The organism is Komagataeibacter swingsii, from assembly GCF_003207895.1.
Lineage (GTDB): Bacteria > Pseudomonadota > Alphaproteobacteria > Acetobacterales > Acetobacteraceae > Komagataeibacter > Komagataeibacter swingsii.
Genome location: NZ_NKUB01000003.1, coordinates 252,585 through 267,718, shown reverse-complemented (window position 1 = coordinate 267,718; position 15,134 = coordinate 252,585). Strand labels below are relative to the sequence as shown.

Annotated in this window: 21 protein-coding genes and 2 pseudogenes; 17 read left to right on the top strand and 6 right to left on the bottom strand. The window is 68.2% G+C overall.

Translation table 11 applies throughout. The annotated features are described in order from the left end of the window. Nucleotides 1–718 (bottom strand): annotated as a pseudogene (locus tag CFR76_RS04655) (hypothetical protein); the annotation flags it as partial. On the opposite strand from CFR76_RS04655, the gene CFR76_RS17675 reads away from it, so the two are divergent. Further along, a complete protein-coding gene (locus CFR76_RS17675) occupies nucleotides 717–1,097 on the top strand; it encodes a hypothetical protein (protein ID WP_146222636.1) in 381 nt (126 codons plus the stop codon). The pseudogene CFR76_RS04655 and the gene CFR76_RS17675 sit on opposite strands and share 2 nt — an antisense overlap. 103 nt (nucleotides 1,098–1,200) lie before the next feature. Here the strand turns inward: CFR76_RS17675 and CFR76_RS04650 are convergent, their stop codons facing one another. After that, complete coding sequence (locus CFR76_RS04650; protein WP_146222635.1) at nucleotides 1,201–1,947, bottom strand: sulfite exporter TauE/SafE family protein; 747 nt, start codon at nucleotides 1,945–1,947, stop codon at nucleotides 1,201–1,203. 190 nt (nucleotides 1,948–2,137) lie between these two features. Beyond that, nucleotides 2,138–2,266 carry a hypothetical protein gene (locus CFR76_RS18665; protein ID WP_279628920.1) on the bottom strand — a complete coding sequence of 43 codons (129 nt, stop codon included), beginning with the start codon at nucleotides 2,264–2,266 and terminating at the stop codon, nucleotides 2,138–2,140. Between CFR76_RS18665 and CFR76_RS04645 the strand changes: the two genes are divergently transcribed. The 15 genes from CFR76_RS04645 to CFR76_RS04575 all read left to right on the top strand — a co-directional run bounded on the left by CFR76_RS04645 (nucleotide 2,265) and on the right by CFR76_RS04575 (nucleotide 12,063). After that, entirely contained in the window at nucleotides 2,265–3,182 is a 918-nt protein-coding gene (locus CFR76_RS04645; RefSeq protein ID WP_110556088.1) for a hypothetical protein, read from the top strand. The genes CFR76_RS18665 and CFR76_RS04645 overlap by 2 nt on opposite strands. A gap of 12 nt (nucleotides 3,183–3,194) precedes the next feature. Continuing rightward, nucleotides 3,195–3,404, top strand: coding sequence for a hypothetical protein (locus CFR76_RS04640; protein ID WP_110556059.1), 210 nt, complete (start codon nucleotides 3,195–3,197; stop codon nucleotides 3,402–3,404). Continuing rightward, a complete protein-coding gene (locus CFR76_RS04635; RefSeq protein ID WP_110556058.1) occupies nucleotides 3,401–4,561 on the top strand; it encodes a hypothetical protein in 1,161 nt (386 codons plus the stop codon). Before CFR76_RS04640 ends, CFR76_RS04635 begins: the two co-directional genes overlap by 4 nt. Next, nucleotides 4,554–5,231, top strand: a complete 678-nt coding sequence (locus CFR76_RS04630; protein WP_110556057.1) for a phage baseplate assembly protein V — start codon at nucleotides 4,554–4,556, stop codon at nucleotides 5,229–5,231. Before CFR76_RS04635 ends, CFR76_RS04630 begins: the two co-directional genes overlap by 8 nt. Beyond that, nucleotides 5,228–5,464: a hypothetical protein gene (locus CFR76_RS04625; RefSeq protein ID WP_110556056.1), complete on the top strand. Its 237-nt coding sequence runs from the start codon at nucleotides 5,228–5,230 to the stop codon at nucleotides 5,462–5,464. Before CFR76_RS04630 ends, CFR76_RS04625 begins: the two co-directional genes overlap by 4 nt. Next, a complete protein-coding gene (locus tag CFR76_RS04620) occupies nucleotides 5,461–5,823 on the top strand; it encodes a phage tail protein (protein WP_110556055.1) in 363 nt (120 codons plus the stop codon). The genes CFR76_RS04625 and CFR76_RS04620 overlap by 4 nt, the downstream gene beginning before the upstream one ends. A 42-nt stretch (nucleotides 5,824–5,865) precedes the next feature. Next, entirely contained in the window at nucleotides 5,866–6,990 is a 1,125-nt protein-coding gene (locus CFR76_RS04615) for a baseplate J/gp47 family protein (protein WP_110556054.1), read from the top strand. Further along, nucleotides 6,983–7,609 (top strand): hypothetical protein, encoded by a 627-nt coding sequence (locus tag CFR76_RS04610; RefSeq protein WP_110556053.1) that lies wholly within the window; start codon nucleotides 6,983–6,985, stop codon nucleotides 7,607–7,609. Before CFR76_RS04615 ends, CFR76_RS04610 begins: the two co-directional genes overlap by 8 nt. Next, the gene (locus CFR76_RS18365) at nucleotides 7,609–9,210 is read left to right on the top strand and encodes a hypothetical protein (protein ID WP_244191787.1); all 1,602 of its coding nucleotides are present in this window, start codon (nucleotides 7,609–7,611) and stop codon (nucleotides 9,208–9,210) included. The genes CFR76_RS04610 and CFR76_RS18365 overlap by 1 nt, the downstream gene beginning before the upstream one ends. A 14-nt stretch (nucleotides 9,211–9,224) precedes the next feature. After that, nucleotides 9,225–9,701 carry a hypothetical protein gene (locus CFR76_RS04600; protein WP_110556052.1) on the top strand — a complete coding sequence of 159 codons (477 nt, stop codon included), beginning with the start codon at nucleotides 9,225–9,227 and terminating at the stop codon, nucleotides 9,699–9,701. Between the two features lie 63 nt (nucleotides 9,702–9,764). After that, nucleotides 9,765–10,193, top strand: a complete 429-nt coding sequence (locus CFR76_RS04595) for a hypothetical protein (protein WP_110556051.1) — start codon at nucleotides 9,765–9,767, stop codon at nucleotides 10,191–10,193. Continuing rightward, nucleotides 10,190–10,624: a structural protein gene (locus CFR76_RS04590; RefSeq protein WP_110556050.1), complete on the top strand. Its 435-nt coding sequence runs from the start codon at nucleotides 10,190–10,192 to the stop codon at nucleotides 10,622–10,624. Before CFR76_RS04595 ends, CFR76_RS04590 begins: the two co-directional genes overlap by 4 nt. Before the next feature lie 195 nt (nucleotides 10,625–10,819). Further along, entirely contained in the window at nucleotides 10,820–11,143 is a 324-nt protein-coding gene (locus tag CFR76_RS04585; RefSeq protein WP_167402055.1) for a hypothetical protein, read from the top strand. 126 nt (nucleotides 11,144–11,269) lie between these two features. Next, nucleotides 11,270–11,842 (top strand): hypothetical protein, encoded by a 573-nt coding sequence (locus tag CFR76_RS04580; protein ID WP_110556048.1) that lies wholly within the window; start codon nucleotides 11,270–11,272, stop codon nucleotides 11,840–11,842. After that, a complete protein-coding gene (locus CFR76_RS04575) occupies nucleotides 11,839–12,063 on the top strand; it encodes a hypothetical protein (protein ID WP_110556047.1) in 225 nt (74 codons plus the stop codon). The genes CFR76_RS04580 and CFR76_RS04575 overlap by 4 nt, the downstream gene beginning before the upstream one ends. On the opposite strand, the gene CFR76_RS04570 is transcribed toward CFR76_RS04575, so the two are convergent. Then, complete coding sequence (locus CFR76_RS04570; protein WP_110556087.1) at nucleotides 12,050–12,982, bottom strand: DMT family transporter; 933 nt, start codon at nucleotides 12,980–12,982, stop codon at nucleotides 12,050–12,052. The two genes, CFR76_RS04575 and CFR76_RS04570, sit on opposite strands and share 14 nt — an antisense overlap. A 100-nt stretch (nucleotides 12,983–13,082) precedes the next feature. On the opposite strand from CFR76_RS04570, the pseudogene CFR76_RS18360 reads away from it, so the two are divergent. Next, nucleotides 13,083–13,431, top strand: a pseudogene (locus CFR76_RS18360) (MgtC/SapB family protein); the annotation flags it as partial. A 143-nt stretch (nucleotides 13,432–13,574) separates the two neighbouring features. Here the strand turns inward: CFR76_RS18360 and CFR76_RS04560 are convergent. Together CFR76_RS04560 and CFR76_RS04555 are read right to left on the bottom strand one after the other, a co-directional pair. After that, on the bottom strand, nucleotides 13,575–13,919 hold the full coding sequence (locus tag CFR76_RS04560) for a DUF952 domain-containing protein (RefSeq protein ID WP_110556046.1): 345 nt from the start codon (nucleotides 13,917–13,919) through the stop codon (nucleotides 13,575–13,577). 60 nt (nucleotides 13,920–13,979) lie between these two features. Beyond that, on the bottom strand, nucleotides 13,980–15,116 hold the full coding sequence (locus CFR76_RS04555) for an MFS transporter (RefSeq protein WP_244191786.1): 1,137 nt from the start codon (nucleotides 15,114–15,116) through the stop codon (nucleotides 13,980–13,982). Nucleotides 15,117–15,134: the final 18 nt, after the last annotated feature.

The window sequence follows — 15,134 nt, the reverse complement described above, 5'->3', positions numbered from 1 at the left end:
CCCCCATGCCCGGCTGGCCGGGGGCCATGGCCGGGGCATCACCCGCCGCGCCCGGCTGGCTGGCGCGCGCGGGCACGGCGGGGCGCGCCTGGCCTGAATCCACACGCAAATCCCCACCAATATCCATGCCAATATCCGCGCCCACCGCGAAAAAGGGGCGATACGCCATGCCCCCATCCGCGCCACGGGGCAACGGGCCGGGACTGCCCGCGTCCCGGGCCACGCCCCGGCCCGACGCCATGCGCTCCGCCGCCGCGCCATTGCCTGTGCGCGCTGCCCCTGTGCGCCCCGTCCCTGTGCGCCCCGTCCCTGTGCGCGCCGCCCCTACGCGCACTGCCCCTATGCGCACCGCCCCTGCGCGGACGGCCCCCGCCGCCGGTGGCACGCCCGCGCGCGCTGCCGCCATGCCGTGGGCCGGACGGGTCGCGGCCCGTGCCGACAGCCCCCGCGCGGCACCCTTCACGCCACGGGGCAGGGCGGTCGCCATGGCGGCTGCCGTCATGCCACGGGGGCGTATCGCGGCCCCGCCCGCCCCGCCCATCATGGCGCGCGCCCCCGCGCCCATCGCTGGTATCCCCCGCATGGGGCGCGGGGCGCATGGCGCGGTCGCCTTCGCCATGCCGCCCGCCCGCGCCACGCCCGCCGTCACGCCGCCATTGCCCGACCTGCGGCCGGGCCGGACACCGGCGGCCATGGCGATCCCGGCTACGCGCGCCATGACTCCGACAATATCGCAGGCAGCCCGCCTGCCGCCCATGCCCCGCGCCACGCGCGCCCGGCCCGTACCGGCGCGTGGGGTGACCCCGTTCCCGGCGTCCCTGCCGCCACGGGAGCGGACGCGGGGCAGGCCGCCCTTCATCAGTCCCGGCCCCATGGAACGGACGGGCGGCCCCGCGTCATCCGCACCGGCGGGCAGGCCGGGCGACAGGCCGCCGGTCATGCAGGTCACCATTCCCGTCACCCTGGACCACCAGGCGGTGGGGCAGGCCATGGCCCGGATCGACACCGCCGCCGCCCGGCACGAACTGCGCGCCACCGGCACCGCGCCCGACGTGATCCGCTACCCGCAGATGCCGGGACACGCGACAGGGGTGTGAGCGTGCGGGGCATCATGGCGCGCCCTACAGGCTTCCGGCAGCCGCCACCGGGTCGCAGGCCCCATAAAACGGCGGTCGCCAACGCTTTGCGGCCAGTGGCCGCTCACCCTCCCTTCCATGCCGGGAAAAGGCCCTGGGCGGCGGTCGCCATCGCCATCCCCATCAGCACGGCCAGCACGACCCTGCGCGCCACGGCCTCGCTCATGCGTCCGGCCAGCCGCGCGCCAAGCCAGAGTCCGGCCACCAGCGCCGGGAGCGAGATGACAGCCAGCCTGACGCTGTCCCGGCCAAACAGGCCGAATGCGAACAGCGCGGGCAGGCCCGCCATGTCCATCGCCAGGAACGTGGCGATGATCGAGGCGCGGCCCGCCTGCAGCGCAAGGGGCGAGCCAAGGAAGAACACGATGATGGGCGGCCCGCCAATGCCGAACGCCCCGTTCAGGATGCCAGCAGTCGCCCCGGTTGCCGCTGTCTGCGCCAGTGTCGGCATGCGTTTCATCTGGATGCCAGCCATGAGCACGAGGGCGGTGATGAAGATGAGGCCGGCCAGCACAAGCCTCATCGGCGCAACCGGGACGGTCGCCAGACAATACACGCCCACCGGCGTGAACACGATCGCGGTCCCGACCATGACGGCTATCGAACGCCAGTGGATGTCCCGCCAGATTGACGGGACCAGGTGGAGTCCGGCCACCACTTCCAGAACGAACATGGCCGGGACGATCGTGGCGGGCGGCAGCACGAATGACAGGGAAATGACCGTCAGCAGGGCAAAGCCGAACCCGGAAAGGCCACGGACGACCGCCGCAAGGAAAACACAGCTAAAGGCGTAGGGGATTTCATGGGGCATTGCGCGTTCCGCACCCGTGCGACTGAATTGCGAAAGGGGGGACACTACCCTGAACCCCGTTGCCTTGCCGCAACAATCTCCTGCCTTCCAGCAGCCATGCCGCGACACCCGCCGTCATTCCCGCGCCCGGGCGCTACGTGAAAAAAACCGCCCCGACGGCGATCATCCTTCCAGCCTGCGCGCTCTGGCGCTAGACAGGGGCAATGATGGCATGGCCGCGCGACCCGGTCCGCGCCGCGCCCTTTCCCCCATTTCCATCCCATCCCGCCCCCGCGCCGCCCGTGGGCGGCGGCGGGCCAGAAAGGGGAAGCATACCCATGTCCCTGACCCTTATGAATGCCCAGACCGCGATCGGTTCGATCGGGCGGCTGTGGGCGTCGGCCCCCGTGACCATTGGCGGGCTGGCCCTGACCGGCATGGAGGTGCCGCACCTGATCCGCGATGGGGGCACCCAGCAGGTCGCCGTCCACCGCCTGCCCGGCGGGAACAGGATCATCGACGCGGTGGGCAACGACCCCGACCGGCTGGAACTGTCGGGCACGTTTGTCGGCCCCACCGCCATTGAACGGGCGTGGATGCTCAAGCAGATGCGCATTGCGGGCCAGCCCGTGGCCTTCAGCGGGGCGGGGCTGTCGCTGCTGGTGCGCATCGTGCAGTATTCGTACGACTACACGCACAAGGGCATCGTCATTCCCTACCGGCTGGTGCTGGAACAGCCGCCGCAGGTCGCCAGCACGGCCGGCGTGGCGTCGGACCTGTCGGCGCTGGTGGGGGATGACGCGGGGTCCGCCCTGTCGGCCGTCACCGGCGCGCTGGATGATGTCTCGACCATTGCGGGCAATATCACCGGCCAGCTCGGGACCGTCATGGCGCAGGTCACGCCCATTGCCGACATGACGGGGGCGGGCGGGGTGTTCGCAGGCGTGCAGGACCAGCTTGGCATGGTGGGCGGCCTGTCGGGCGCGGGGGTCAACCTGGCCTCCGCGCCCGACAGCGCCGCCAGCGTCCTATCCGGGCTGGAAGCATCGGGCGCGGGCCTGACCACGGCCATCGGCCTGAGTGGCGCGAACCTTGAATCCATCACGCCGGCCAACGCCGCCAGCCTGTCCACCCTGACCCAGAACGCGCAGTTGCACACCGCGTCGGTCACGTCCGGCGCGCTGGTCAACCGGGCCTACGCCAACACGCTTTCGGCCACCAGCGGCACGCAGGACGGCCCGCTGGTCACGCCGTGACGGGAGCCAGACATGCCAGCAACGATCAAGGTCACGGCCAGTGACATTTCCCTGTACCACGTGGCGGCACGGCAATTGGGCGATGCCGCGCAATGGTGGCGCATCGCGCGGCTGAACGGCATGGGCGACCCCGACCTGTCGGCGTTCGCAACGCCCGTCAGCCTGCTGCTGCCCGATGCCGATGCCTTGCAGGACAGCGGCGTGCCGGGGGTAGCGTCATGAGCGCGGGCCTGAATGCCCCCGCATCCACGCAGCCCATATGGCGCATGCCGCGCGCGCGCGTTCTGGTGAACGGGGCCGAACGCGCGGAAACCGGGCTGGAACAGTTCACCCTGACCCGCACGCGCTACAGCCGCGCCGATACGCTGGACATGACGCTGGCGGTGGACCGGGCGCGCATTCCCCCGGGCGGGCTGTGGTTCGACCTGCAACCGGCGGGGCAGGGCGCGACGCTGCCCGATATCGACATTACGGTGCAGATGCGTGACGCGGCGCGGGACGGCGCGCAGTGGGTGACGATGTTCCGTGGCATCGTGGACCATGTCGGCCTCAGCCCCGCCGCGACATCGGTGCAGGTGCAGTGCCGCGACTACCTGGCGAAGCTGCTGGACATGCGGGTACGCGACGGGTGGATGAACATGACCGGGGCCGACGTGGTCCGCGCCATGGTTACGGCAGCGGGCCTTACGCCCGATGTCACCATGACCGACGCCATGGTGGGGCAGTTCTGGCAGGTGGAACACAAGCGCGCATCCGCCGCCACCCACAGCCGGTTCCAGACCGCGTTCGACCTGGCCCGCACCATGGCCACCATGGCCGGGTGCGACCTGTATGCCGATGGCGCCACCATTGTCTGCGCGCCATATCCCACGGCCACGGCCGCCAATACCCATGTGCTGGACTATGCCGATACAGGCCCCGGCAGCCCGGTCGCGATGGGGGCGTACGGCCTGCATTTCACCCGCGATTACCAGGTGGGGCGCGGCGTTGTCGTGCATGTCATGAGCTGGGACAGCCGCCAGCGCACGCGGGTCGAGTACTACTGGTCCGCAGGCGGCGGCAGCGCCGTGCCCGGCGACGGCACGGGCACGCTGCACAGCTTTGCCCTGCCCGGCGCGCGGCTGGATGACCTGAAGCGGATCGCGCGGCAGAAATACAACCAGATCACGGCGCATGCCCGCACCATAACCGGCACCATCCCGGGCTGCGTGACGCTGGCGCCGCGCGACTTCATGCGCCTGTCCGGCACGAACACGACATGGGACGGCACGCTGGATGTGGACGCCGTGACCAGCAGCTTTTCATGGCAGGGCGGCTTTGCCCAGCACGTCACCCTGCGCGCGCGCAACACCTTGCAGGAAGGGGAAACGGATGGCTGATACACGCATGGTCGCAGCCAGCATGGCCGGCACGCTGGCGCAGCCCCGCTTCGGGCTGGTCAGCGCGGTGGACCCGGTCAACCACGCCGTCAAGGTCATGACCCAGCCGAGCAACATCGAAAGTGGATGGCTGCCTTGCGCCGCCATGCAGGTCGGCAGCCTGCGCATCGCCTGCCCGCCCGATATCGGCACGCATGTGCTGGTCGTGCATGTGGAGGCGGACGCAGAACACGGCGTGGCCGCCGTGCCGGTGTATGACGCGGTGGTGATGCCGCCCGCGTCCCCCGCCACGGGCAAGCCGGCCCAGCCGGGCGAGATGCTGATCGTGGCCGGATGCGGCGCGCCACCTGCGAATGGTGGCACGGCGACAGGGCAGGCGACCGATAACGCGCCGTGGTGGCACATCACCAAGGACACGATCCATAGCGGGGCAGGGCAGGCCACAGAAACACTGACCGCCACCGGCAAGGCGTGGAAAGTCGGCAGCGTGGGCATGGTGCTGGACGCAACCGGCCTGCATGTGACCGGCGGCCCCATCACCACGGATAAGGACATGACCGCGCAGGGCACCGTGACGGGGCAGGCGGACGTGATCGCCAACGGCACGTCCGGCCACGGCCACACCCACCCGGTCACGGATGCGCCGGGCACAACAGGAGCGCCACAATGAGTGCAACAGTCACCACCCTGCGCCCGGCACAGGCCCCGGACAGGCAGCGTATGCTGGACATGCTGGATGGCATTCGGGCGGAAGTGGAGGCGGGCGGCATCATCAGCCTGGTGGCGCTGGCCATCCACCCCGACAGGGCGTTCAGCAATTACAGCGCGGGCGAGATGAGTGTAACCGAAACCGTGGGCATGCTGGAACGGCACAAGCTGTCGCTCCTGCTGAAACTGTCATGAGCGCGCTGTCCCACACCATGGGCGGCGACCTTGACCTGTCGGGCACGGGCGGCGTGGCCGTTGTCACGGGGGCGGCGCAGACCCGGCAGGCGCTATTGCGCCGTCTGTGCACCAATGCGGGCGCGTATATCTGGCAGCCTGATTACGGCGCGGGGCTGCCTGCGCGGGTCGGCACGGTCATGGATGAAGCGGGCATCCGCGCCCTTGTGCTGCAGCAGATGCAGGCCGAGGCCGGCGTGGACCAGACCCGGCCCGTCACCGTGACCATAACCAGCCCGGAAACCGGGGCCTACCTGCTGGCCATAGCCTACACCGACGCCACCACCGGCACGGTGCAGGAACTGACATTGAGCACCTGACAGGCGGTTCCCCGGAGCCGCCTTTTTTAACGGGAGGCCCGCTTGGCCATCACCTTCCAATCCTTCAGGACCACGCTGGCCAACATGGTCGCCAGCGCGCAGGGCGCGTGCCCGGCGCTGCTGGACCTGAATATCGGCTCGCCCGGCCGCGCCATGCTTGAAGCTGTGGCGGGGCTGGGGCTTTGGTTCCAGTTCATTGCGCTACAGATCCTCTCGCGCACGCGGCTTGCGACCTCCATCGGGTCGGATGTTGACAGTTTCGTGCAGGATTTCGGCCTGTCGCGCGAGGCGGGGACGGCTGCGACCGGCACGGTTACCTTCACATCATTCACGCCATCCAGCCAGTCGGCCACCATCGCGGTGGGTGCGACGGTCAAGACCGCATCGAACCTGGTCTATGATGTGGTGGCGGACAGCACCAACCCGGCATGGTCGGCGGCCGACAGCGCCTATGTGCGCCCCGCGGGCACGGCGTTCATCACCGTGCCGGTCCAGTGCGAGACCACGGGCGCGACCGGCAATGTCACGGCGGGCGCGATCTGCCTGCTGGGCACGGCGGTGGCGGGCATTGATACGGTCACCAACACCGCCGCCCTGACCAATGGCAGCGACGGGGAAACGGATGCCGCCCTGCGCACGCGGTTCGTGGCCTATATCAACAGCCGCTCCAAGGCCACGATCGGCGCGATCGAGAACGCGGTGACGGATGTGTCCGCCGACCTGATCTACCAGGTGGTGGAGAACGTGGACACGTCCGGCGCAACCCTTCCCGGCAACGTGGTGGTGTTTGTCGATGACGGGTCGGGCGATGTGTCCGACAGCGTGATTGATGCGGTCTATGCGGCCGTCGATGCCGTGCGCCCGGCGGCCGTGTCCATCATGGTGGTGCGGCCCAATGTGGTGCGGCCTGCCGTCGCCATGACGGTCAGCGTGAACGGCACCGGCGACCTCGCCACGGTCGAGGCCACGATCAGCACCAATATCGCGACCTATCTGAACGGTCTCGCCATCGGGAATGCCGCCAGCTATTCGCGCCTGATCCAGATCGCGTATGCGTCCAGCACGTCGGTGACTAACGTAACCGGCGTGACACTGGCCGGTGGCACGGTGGACCTGCCCGCAATAACCGGCACGGCCTACCGTGCGGGGACGGTGTCCTTTGGCTGACATATCGCAAAACGGCCTTGCCCTGCGCATCCGCAGGCTGCTGCCGACGGGATGGTTCCCGGCAGCCCCCGCAACGGGGGAGGCCGAACAGGCCCCGGTGCTGAACGCGCTGCTGCAGGGTTACGGCGGCATGTTTGCATGGATATGGGCCATGCTGGCGGGCACTGATACCCAGACCCGTCTGGCCACCATGACCGGCGCGTTCCTGGACATGTTCGCCGCCGACTTCTTCGGCACGCTGCTGACGCGCAACCCCGGCGAAAGTGACGACGCCTTGCGTGCCCGGATCAGGGAAGCGCTGTTCCCCTCGCTCGGCACCCGGCCCGACGTGGTCAACACCATTGCCGATGAGGTGGGCGCGCCGGGCCGCGTGATCGAGCCGCGCAACGCAACCGACTGCAAGGGCATCGCCAGCATGGCCAGCCCCGCCATTGGCGGCGGCTACGGCTATGGCGTGGCCGCCCTGCGCTACGGGTCGCGCGCAGCACCCTTCCAGCTATTCGCCCAGTTGCCGACCGGCGACACGAACCCGCCCGCAACACAGACACTGGACCGCATTGCGAATGTGATGCCCGCAGGCAGCATCGCATGGGTCCAGGATGTGGAGACCCTTGGATAATGGACAGACAGATCGTCTACCCCGCGCAGATACCGCTGGACAGCGACCAGTTGAACGCGCAGCGCAACGCCTATGTCGGGCTGGGCCAGCTTGCGGCCATGGCCTATGGCTGGGCCACGATCGCGGCCAGCGGCTTTGCCTGCACGCCCGGCGACGGCCTTGCGCTGACGGTCGCGCCCGGTTCGCTAGTAGCGCCCGGCGTGATTGACGCCGTGCCCTATGGTACGCTTGGCGCCGTTGCCAGTGCGTCTGTCAAGCAGTTCACCAGCCGCGACCCGGTCAGCCTGACGGTGCCCGGCACGGGTGCGGCCTATACGGTTTATGTCGCGGGCATCACGCAGGATGCGGATTATACCGTGCTGCCATTCTATAACGCCGCCGATCCGTCCGTGACCTATGCCGGGGCCGGCAACAGCGGGCAGTCCGCCCCGACCGTGCGGCAGGACCTGGCGCGTCTGGGCATTGGCGCGAGCATTCCTGATGGATCGCTCCCCCTGTGGACCATAACGGTCCCGTCCGGGGCCACGGCCATTACGGCGGACATGATCACGCAGGCGAATGGCGCGCCATTTTATGACACCATTCCGCAATTGCAGGCGGGCAAGCAGGATACCCTTGGCTTCACCCCGGTCCAGCAGGGGGGCGGCACGGATCAGACAGACGACAAGGTCTGTATCGGCAACGCATCCGACATCTCTGGCATCCTGCGTTACCGGGCAGGCACCACGGACATGGGGCCGCTGGTCTCTGGTCAGTATGGAGCCGTTTCCGCGAACGGGGATGTCCCCATCTATGCCCAGTACTGGTCCATAACCGGACGCCCTATGGTCGGCTATGGGGAAACGGGGGCCGCCATCAACTGGCAGCTTATCGCCACCTACGCGGACGTAACAACCGAAACATCCGATCGCGTGGCTGCTGTTTCCGCTGTTCAGAGCCAGTTGCCGGATTACGTGTCCGGCATTTGGTACATGTCGGGGGCGGACCAGCAGGTCAATGGGCTGACGGTTTCCGGTAATACCGGGAGACCCCAGGTGTTTACGGTCGCCGCGGATTACACATTGGGCCTGTATTCGGACGTAACAACCGAAACATCCGATCGTGTGGCTGCCGTTTCCGCTGTTCAGAGCCAGTTGCCGAATTACGTGTCCGGCATTTGGGCGTTGTCTGGATCGGATGTGCAGGTCAATGGCCTGACGGTTTCCGGTAATACCGGGAGGCCGCAGGTGTTTACGGCCACCACCATATACGAGCTTGCAGAAAATGGCGACGTTTCGCTGATGCCGTTTAGTGCGACTGGCACTGACGTGGCTTCCGGGTCGGCAACCTTGACTTTCACCCCCACAAAGTCAGGCACGCTCAAGATTGACTACAACGCAGGCACAGCCGGCTCGGCCAAAATGACCAACTGGGGGTTAAGCGCGACCGGCGCGACCTATCTGGGTGGCGCGGGCAACAATGCGGGAGCGAATCTGCTTGCGGGTAGCGCCCTGTACAGCGTGACCGCAGGTGTTACCGCCGCCATTACCCTGTCCGTCACATTCTCGGCGTCCACCCCGGAAGTTCTCGTAGGCGGAACCGCCATTTTTGTTGCCAGCTGACACGCGAGGAAACAATGACAGCCACTACCGATACCCTGACCCGTTATGTCCAGTACCGCGCGACCGATGGTTACGTCGTGCAGGCGTTCACATGGCTGGGCGCGCCTTCCTTCCCCGCTGGCACGGGCTATGCCTTCGTGGCGGATGCAGCGAGCGCCTACACGCCGGGCAGCACTTACGCGGCCCTTGCCGCTTCCAGTGCCTACACACTATCGGGTCCGGCCACAGCTACATCCGGGACCGCCATTACGCTGACCCTGACGCCCAATAACAACGGCCCCGGCGCGGATGTAACGGTCACGCTTTCCGATGGCGGCGCGGGCGGGACATTCTCGGCTGGCACGGCGACGTTCGGCGCGGGCAAGGACACGGCCCAGAGCGTGACCTACACGCCAAAGGCAGCAGGGACCGTGACCATCAGCGCCACGAACAATGGCGGACTGACGAACCCGGCCAGCCTGAGCGTGACGGTGGCCGCCGCCACGGCCTGACCATCCCCACAATCCGCGCCTGCCCGACCGCCCTTGAGGCGGTTTTTTTTTATGAGAAGATGCATGAGAGAACCCACCACGACGCTGCCTTCCACATCGCAGCCATCCGCCCGCTGCGCCACGGTCGAGGACCTGGCGCAGTTGCGCGAGCGGCTGGCGAAGGTCGAGGGCGGCCACGACAACCTGCGCGACGGGCTGAACACGCTGTCGCGGCAGTTTTCCGACCTCAGGCGCGACCTGACCCGCACCGTGTCCGACAACGCCGCCCGGACCCGCCGCGAAATCATGGAACGCGTGGACGACATGACCGACACGGCCACCGAACGCGACAACGAGATATCGGGCAGGCTGGCCCGGATCGAGGGCGGCCTGAAGCTGACATCATGGATGACCATGACCTTCATCGTGCTGGCCACCGGCCTGCTGGGCTGGGCACAGGTGGGCGATGCGGCGTGGTCGCTGTGCAGGCGCGCATTCGGGTATGGGCCATGACCGGACGGCTTCCACGCGGCATCCGCAACAACAATCCCGGCAACCTTGATTTTGCGGACCAGCCCGGCGCGCGTCTGGAAACGGGCGTGCCCGACCCACGCTTTGCTGCTTTCCCGACCATGGATGATGGCATCCGCGCGCTGCGCGACCAACTGCTGCGCTACGCCGCGCACGGGATGGACACGATCGCCGCGATCATCGACATCTATGCCCCGCCCATCGAGAACGCGACCGGCGCCTATATCGCGGTCCTGTGCCGCCGGATGGGCGCGCGGCCCGACACCGTGCTGGACCTGCGCGACGCCGCCACCATGCGGGCGCTGGTCGAAGGCATTACGACCATGGAAAACGGGCCGGGGCATGTCAGCGCGGCGCAGATAGACCATGCGCTCCGTGCCACGCCCGGGCCGGCCGGCACCGCGCGCGGCTGACATCCGCGCCATGGCGCGCCGCGCCGCAGGGCGGGGCCGGACGCGGCAGCGGGTCCCCATTTCCAACCATCGGGGCAGGGCAGCGCATGTCGCCCTGTTCCGGCAGGCCACCAAAGGCGCCACATGATTACCAGACACGCATCGGGCACGCTGCTGCTGGCCGCGAACCAGGCCATACGCAGCAATTACGCCAGGATGGGCGGCCTTGGCGCCGCCGTCCTGTTCCTCCTTAATGAAGTGCCGGAACAATACACTTTCTATGCCGCCGTTCTTGTCCTGTCCTGCTCCATCGCCTCGGCGCTGGTAACGCCGCCGCACGCGGGCAGCGGGTGGGCCGTGGCCTATCAGGTCATCACCACCATCGGGCTGAACATCGGCTGGGCGGAAAACCACTTCAAGCCCGGCCAGTCGGGCGTGCGCGTGCCGCTGGCCGACAAGCCGGCGGCCAAGCAGGCCGTGGCCGCAGCCGGAATCCCGGTCCTGAACAGCAAGGGCAGGGCCGAGACACCGGCAAGATAAGGGAAGACAGCCCCGGCGCTAGGTGGATGGCCGATGCAATCCGGGGCTGCCTTCATGATTGTAGGTAACTTCAAGGCAAAAATATGTCTGCCGCCCACGAGGCGGTTTTTTTTACTGGAGCATGCCATGCAAAGCCTGTCCCGCCGCAGCTTCCTGCGCGCCTCTACCACACTGGCCGCCGCCGCGCTGGCGGCATGTTCGGGCAGCCGGTCCGGCACCACCACCACGCTTACCCTGAACGTGGCCGAGGTCGTGGATTACGGCACCGCCATCCTGTCCTTCGCCAGCACGGCCATCAACGTGTCGTTCGTGGCGTCCGCCATGGGGGTGGCGAACCTTGCGCTGGCGAATACGGTCATCGCCTCACTGAAAGCCGCGCTGGCCGCGTTCCAGGCCGCCGCCGGGTCCAGCGCGTCCGTCAGCTATGACAGCGCCAGCGTGAAGGCGGCGTTCGACAGCATCCTTGCCGACGTGGAGAAGGTGGACACGCTGATCATCGCGGTCATCATCGGCACGGCGGCCAACCTGGCCAGCAATGTCGTATCCGAGGCCAGGACGGCGGCCGGGGCCGCGGAAACGCTGATCGACCTGCTCAGGGCGATGGTGGACATGTCCGGCCCGCGCCTGCGCGCCGTCGCGTCGCTGAACGGGAACGCGGCCATAGGCCAGATCGCCATCTTTGCGGCGTCGCAGGGATGACCACGCATGCGCTCGCCGGGCTGGGGCTGTTCCTGACCGGCGCCGCGTTCTCGCAGGTGCTGGCGTTCGGCGTCGCGGCATGGCGGCTGGCGCGGCGCAGGCGGCGGATTGTCGAGACACTCGGGCCGCCCGCGCCTGACCCACCGGACCGCGAGAGCCTGCCCCTGCGCCATCGGGTGGATCATCAGGAAACTTCTGGCGAAGCGTTCATTCATCAGTGACCTGTTTTCCCGGCGCGCGCCCCGCGCATCCGGGGGGCGCGCCGGGCCTTGCCCTGCGCGCCGGCAGCCGCAATTCGCTGGCCAGCACCCCCGCCACGATGCATGCGGCCCCCGCCACCGATGTCACGGGCAGCACATCGCCCGCGATCCAGCCGACAAGACCGCCCCATACCGGCTCGCCCGCGTAAATGATGGTGGCGCGCGTGGGGGAAACCGCTTTCTGCGCCCAGTTCATGGCAAGCTGGATCAGCACGCTTGCCGCGCCAAGGCCCACGCCGCCCCCCAGCCACACCCATGAAAACGCGGGCAGGCCCTCGCCCATGACCGGCATGGCCGCCAGCGCCAGCACGCCCGTCACCACCAGCTGCACCACCGTAATGCGCCGGCTGTCGCCGCTGCCGGCGAACCGGCCGATCAGGATGATTTCCCCCGTCGTGGCGACGGCCGCCAGCAGGGTCGCGCATTCACCGGGGCCAAAGCCGCCCGACGCGGCCCCGGCACCCGACAGCAGCATGAGGCCGCCAAAGGCAAGGCCGATGCCAACCCAGCTCATCACATGGGGCGGGCGGCGCAGCACCACCCATTGCGCCAGCGGCACCATGGGCACGTACAGCGCGGTCAGGAAGGCGGAGCGGCTGCTGCTGATGGTGCGCAGGCCATAGGTCTGGCTGACATAGGCCACCCACATGCACAGGCCGATTGCGACCCCCGCGCGTATTTCCGCCATTGTCAGCCGCCGCAGCGCGCGATGGAACATGGCTATGCCCATGAGGGAGGCCGTGGCAAAGCGCACGCCCACGAAAAACAGCGGCCCGCAATACTGCTGCGCCTGATGCACCATCAGGAACGTCCCGCCCCAGAAGAAGGTCACGGCCATAAGCGCCACCTCCTGCCGGGATACGCGGATCAGCGAGGGCATGACCCGCATCCCTTCGTGCTGGTGGCCGGGATGTGCGCCCGGTGCGTCATGAACATCTCCATAGGGTTTTTCCCCGCGCCGGGCAGGCGGCTGCCCGGGCATGCTTTCCTTCCTGTTTCATCCCGTTGTGACCCGTGCGATGCGCGCAGGCAACCCCGCACGCCCTTATCGTGTTGATGGAAGGGCACTTTGACACCCCCCGCACCGCGACCCTGACCGCGCGTGACCATGCCGCCATCCTTCATACCGGCAACCATGGGGGCAGGATGGCCGCAACCGGGGAACCGGCGCTGATGGGGCTGAAGCGGGGATTTTGGCGGAAAAGTGCCGGGCTGCGCACCTGTATACTGGTGGGGGTGGCGTCGGCGCTGTTCATGCCGGTGTCGAAATACGGGTTCGATGACATTCCCGACACCGGGCGGGTCGTGCTGGACCCGTCATGCATCGCAGGCGGCGCCTGTCGTACCTGATGGCGGCGTGACCAGCGTGGAAACCGGGCAAGCCGACACCGCCCCTGGCTGCCCCATGGCACAGGCCATGCCCGCAGGGCCAGCCCGCCCGGCATGGACGCCCGGCATGGACGCCACGCCTTTCAGACCGGCAGGCTGACCCCGCCGCCAGCCGTGCGCGCCACCGGGGCGGTGGCCACCACCGCGCCAACGGGCAGGGGCGCGTACAGGTGGGGGAAAAGCTGCCCCCCGCGTGAGGGTTCCCACCGCACCGCCGCCGGGTCCAGCAGGGACAGGTCCACGGCCACCAGCACAAGCCCTGATTTTCCGCTGAAATGCCTGTCCAGCGTGCCCGCCACCTGTCCGGCCGCGGACAGGTGGATGAACCCGTCAGCCAGGTCGGCGGGGGAGCCGGAAAAGCTGCCCATGCGGGTCAGGGCGTCATGTTCATCATCTGTCAGGATCTTGTATACGATACGATCGGTCATGGGGTCCTTCCTGTCTGCACGGCGCGACCATAGGCCATGGGCGTGGCCCCGCCAACCGGGTCAGCGCACGGCCTGCCGCGCGTAATGCCGCCCCGCGCGCAGCACCCACAACGCCACCAGCGCGATGCCCACGCTCCACCCCAGTATGGCGTACGACCCGGCGGTGGACAGCGCCACCCCGCCACACAGCGCGCCCGCGCCAATGCCGGTGTTGAAGCCGGTCACACAGAACGAACACGCGGCCTCGCGCTCCGCCGGGGCCAGCTCGATGGCGTAGCTCTGCGGTGTCAGGTTCAGCAGGGCCGCGACCACGCCCCAGGCCACCATGTCCACCCAGACCAGCCCCGGCACCCACCCCGACGCCACCAGCAGCCCTTGGCAGAACACCATGGCGATGATGGACAGCCCCATGGTCCTGCCGGCCGACCACGGCAGCCGCCCGCCAGCCCAGTTGCCGCCAATCCCCGCCACGCCATAGGCCAGCAGCAGGACCGGCACCAGCCTTTCCGGGCTGTGCGGAATGTCGTGCAGCAGCGGGATGATGTAGGTATAGGCCGTGAAATGCGCCATGATGACCAGCATGGTCAGCACCGCGATATAGCGCAGCAATGGCTGGCGCAGCAGCACCATGATGTTGAGGTGCCTGCGCTGCGAGGGCAGGGGTGGCAGCAGCGCCAGCAACCCCGCCATGACCACCAGGGCCGCCACGCCGCACAGGATGAACGCCGCCCGCCAGCCCAGCCATTGCCCGATGGCCGACGCCATGGGAATGCCGCAGGCGAACCCCATGGCCACCCCGGTAAACGCCAGCGCGGTCGCGCGCGTGACCGGCAGTTCGGGCGCCAGCCGGACCGCAACCCCCGATATGATCGACCAGAAGATGCCATGCCCCAGCGCCAGCATCACGCGCAGCACCGCCATGACCGCGTAGCTGGTGACAAACGCGCAGGCAATATCCACCACGCCCGCCAGCGCCAGAAGCCCCGCCACCAGCACGCGCCGGTCCATGCCCGATGTCAGCAGCGTAAGCGGGATGGCGGTCAGCGCCACCAGCCATGCATACCCCGTGACCAGCAGCCCCACGGACCCGTCGGATACGTTCAGCCCGTGGGCGATATCCGTCAGCAGGCCAATGGGCAGGACCTCGGTCACCAGCCAGATGAACGCCCCGATCGAGAGCATGCCGATACGCATCATGGATACGGACACCACAGT

Excerpts from the sequence above, each read along its gene's own strand:
- CFR76_RS04575 (WP_110556047.1), top strand. The coding sequence starts at position 11,839 with ATGACCACGCATGCGCTCGCCGGGCTGGGGCTGTTCCTGACCGGCGCC.
- CFR76_RS18665 (WP_279628920.1), bottom strand. The coding sequence starts at position 2,266 with ATGGGTATGCTTCCCCTTTCTGGCCCGCCGCCGCCCACGGGCGGCGCG.
- CFR76_RS04595 (WP_110556051.1), top strand. The coding sequence starts at position 9,765 with ATGAGAGAACCCACCACGACGCTGCCTTCCACATCGCAGCCATCCGCC.
- CFR76_RS04625 (WP_110556056.1), top strand. The coding sequence starts at position 5,228 with ATGAGTGCAACAGTCACCACCCTGCGCCCGGCACAGGCCCCGGACAGG.
- CFR76_RS04635 (WP_110556058.1), top strand. The coding sequence starts at position 3,401 with ATGAGCGCGGGCCTGAATGCCCCCGCATCCACGCAGCCCATATGGCGC.
- CFR76_RS04600 (WP_110556052.1), top strand. The coding sequence starts at position 9,225 with ATGACAGCCACTACCGATACCCTGACCCGTTATGTCCAGTACCGCGCG.
- CFR76_RS04590 (WP_110556050.1), top strand. The coding sequence starts at position 10,190 with ATGACCGGACGGCTTCCACGCGGCATCCGCAACAACAATCCCGGCAAC.
- CFR76_RS04560 (WP_110556046.1), bottom strand. The coding sequence starts at position 13,919 with ATGACCGATCGTATCGTATACAAGATCCTGACAGATGATGAACATGAC.
- CFR76_RS04650 (WP_146222635.1), bottom strand. The coding sequence starts at position 1,947 with ATGCCCCATGAAATCCCCTACGCCTTTAGCTGTGTTTTCCTTGCGGCG.
- CFR76_RS17675 (WP_146222636.1), top strand. The coding sequence starts at position 717 with ATGACTCCGACAATATCGCAGGCAGCCCGCCTGCCGCCCATGCCCCGC.
- CFR76_RS04585 (WP_167402055.1), top strand. The coding sequence starts at position 10,820 with ATGGGCGGCCTTGGCGCCGCCGTCCTGTTCCTCCTTAATGAAGTGCCG.
- CFR76_RS04640 (WP_110556059.1), top strand. The coding sequence starts at position 3,195 with ATGCCAGCAACGATCAAGGTCACGGCCAGTGACATTTCCCTGTACCAC.
- CFR76_RS04620 (WP_110556055.1), top strand. The coding sequence starts at position 5,461 with ATGAGCGCGCTGTCCCACACCATGGGCGGCGACCTTGACCTGTCGGGC.
- CFR76_RS04630 (WP_110556057.1), top strand. The coding sequence starts at position 4,554 with ATGGCTGATACACGCATGGTCGCAGCCAGCATGGCCGGCACGCTGGCG.
- CFR76_RS18365 (WP_244191787.1), top strand. The coding sequence starts at position 7,609 with ATGGACAGACAGATCGTCTACCCCGCGCAGATACCGCTGGACAGCGAC.
- CFR76_RS04645 (WP_110556088.1), top strand. The coding sequence starts at position 2,265 with ATGTCCCTGACCCTTATGAATGCCCAGACCGCGATCGGTTCGATCGGG.
- CFR76_RS04570 (WP_110556087.1), bottom strand. The coding sequence starts at position 12,982 with ATGCCCTCGCTGATCCGCGTATCCCGGCAGGAGGTGGCGCTTATGGCC.
- CFR76_RS04555 (WP_244191786.1), bottom strand. The coding sequence starts at position 15,116 with ATGATGCGTATCGGCATGCTCTCGATCGGGGCGTTCATCTGGCTGGTG.
- CFR76_RS04580 (WP_110556048.1), top strand. The coding sequence starts at position 11,270 with ATGCAAAGCCTGTCCCGCCGCAGCTTCCTGCGCGCCTCTACCACACTG.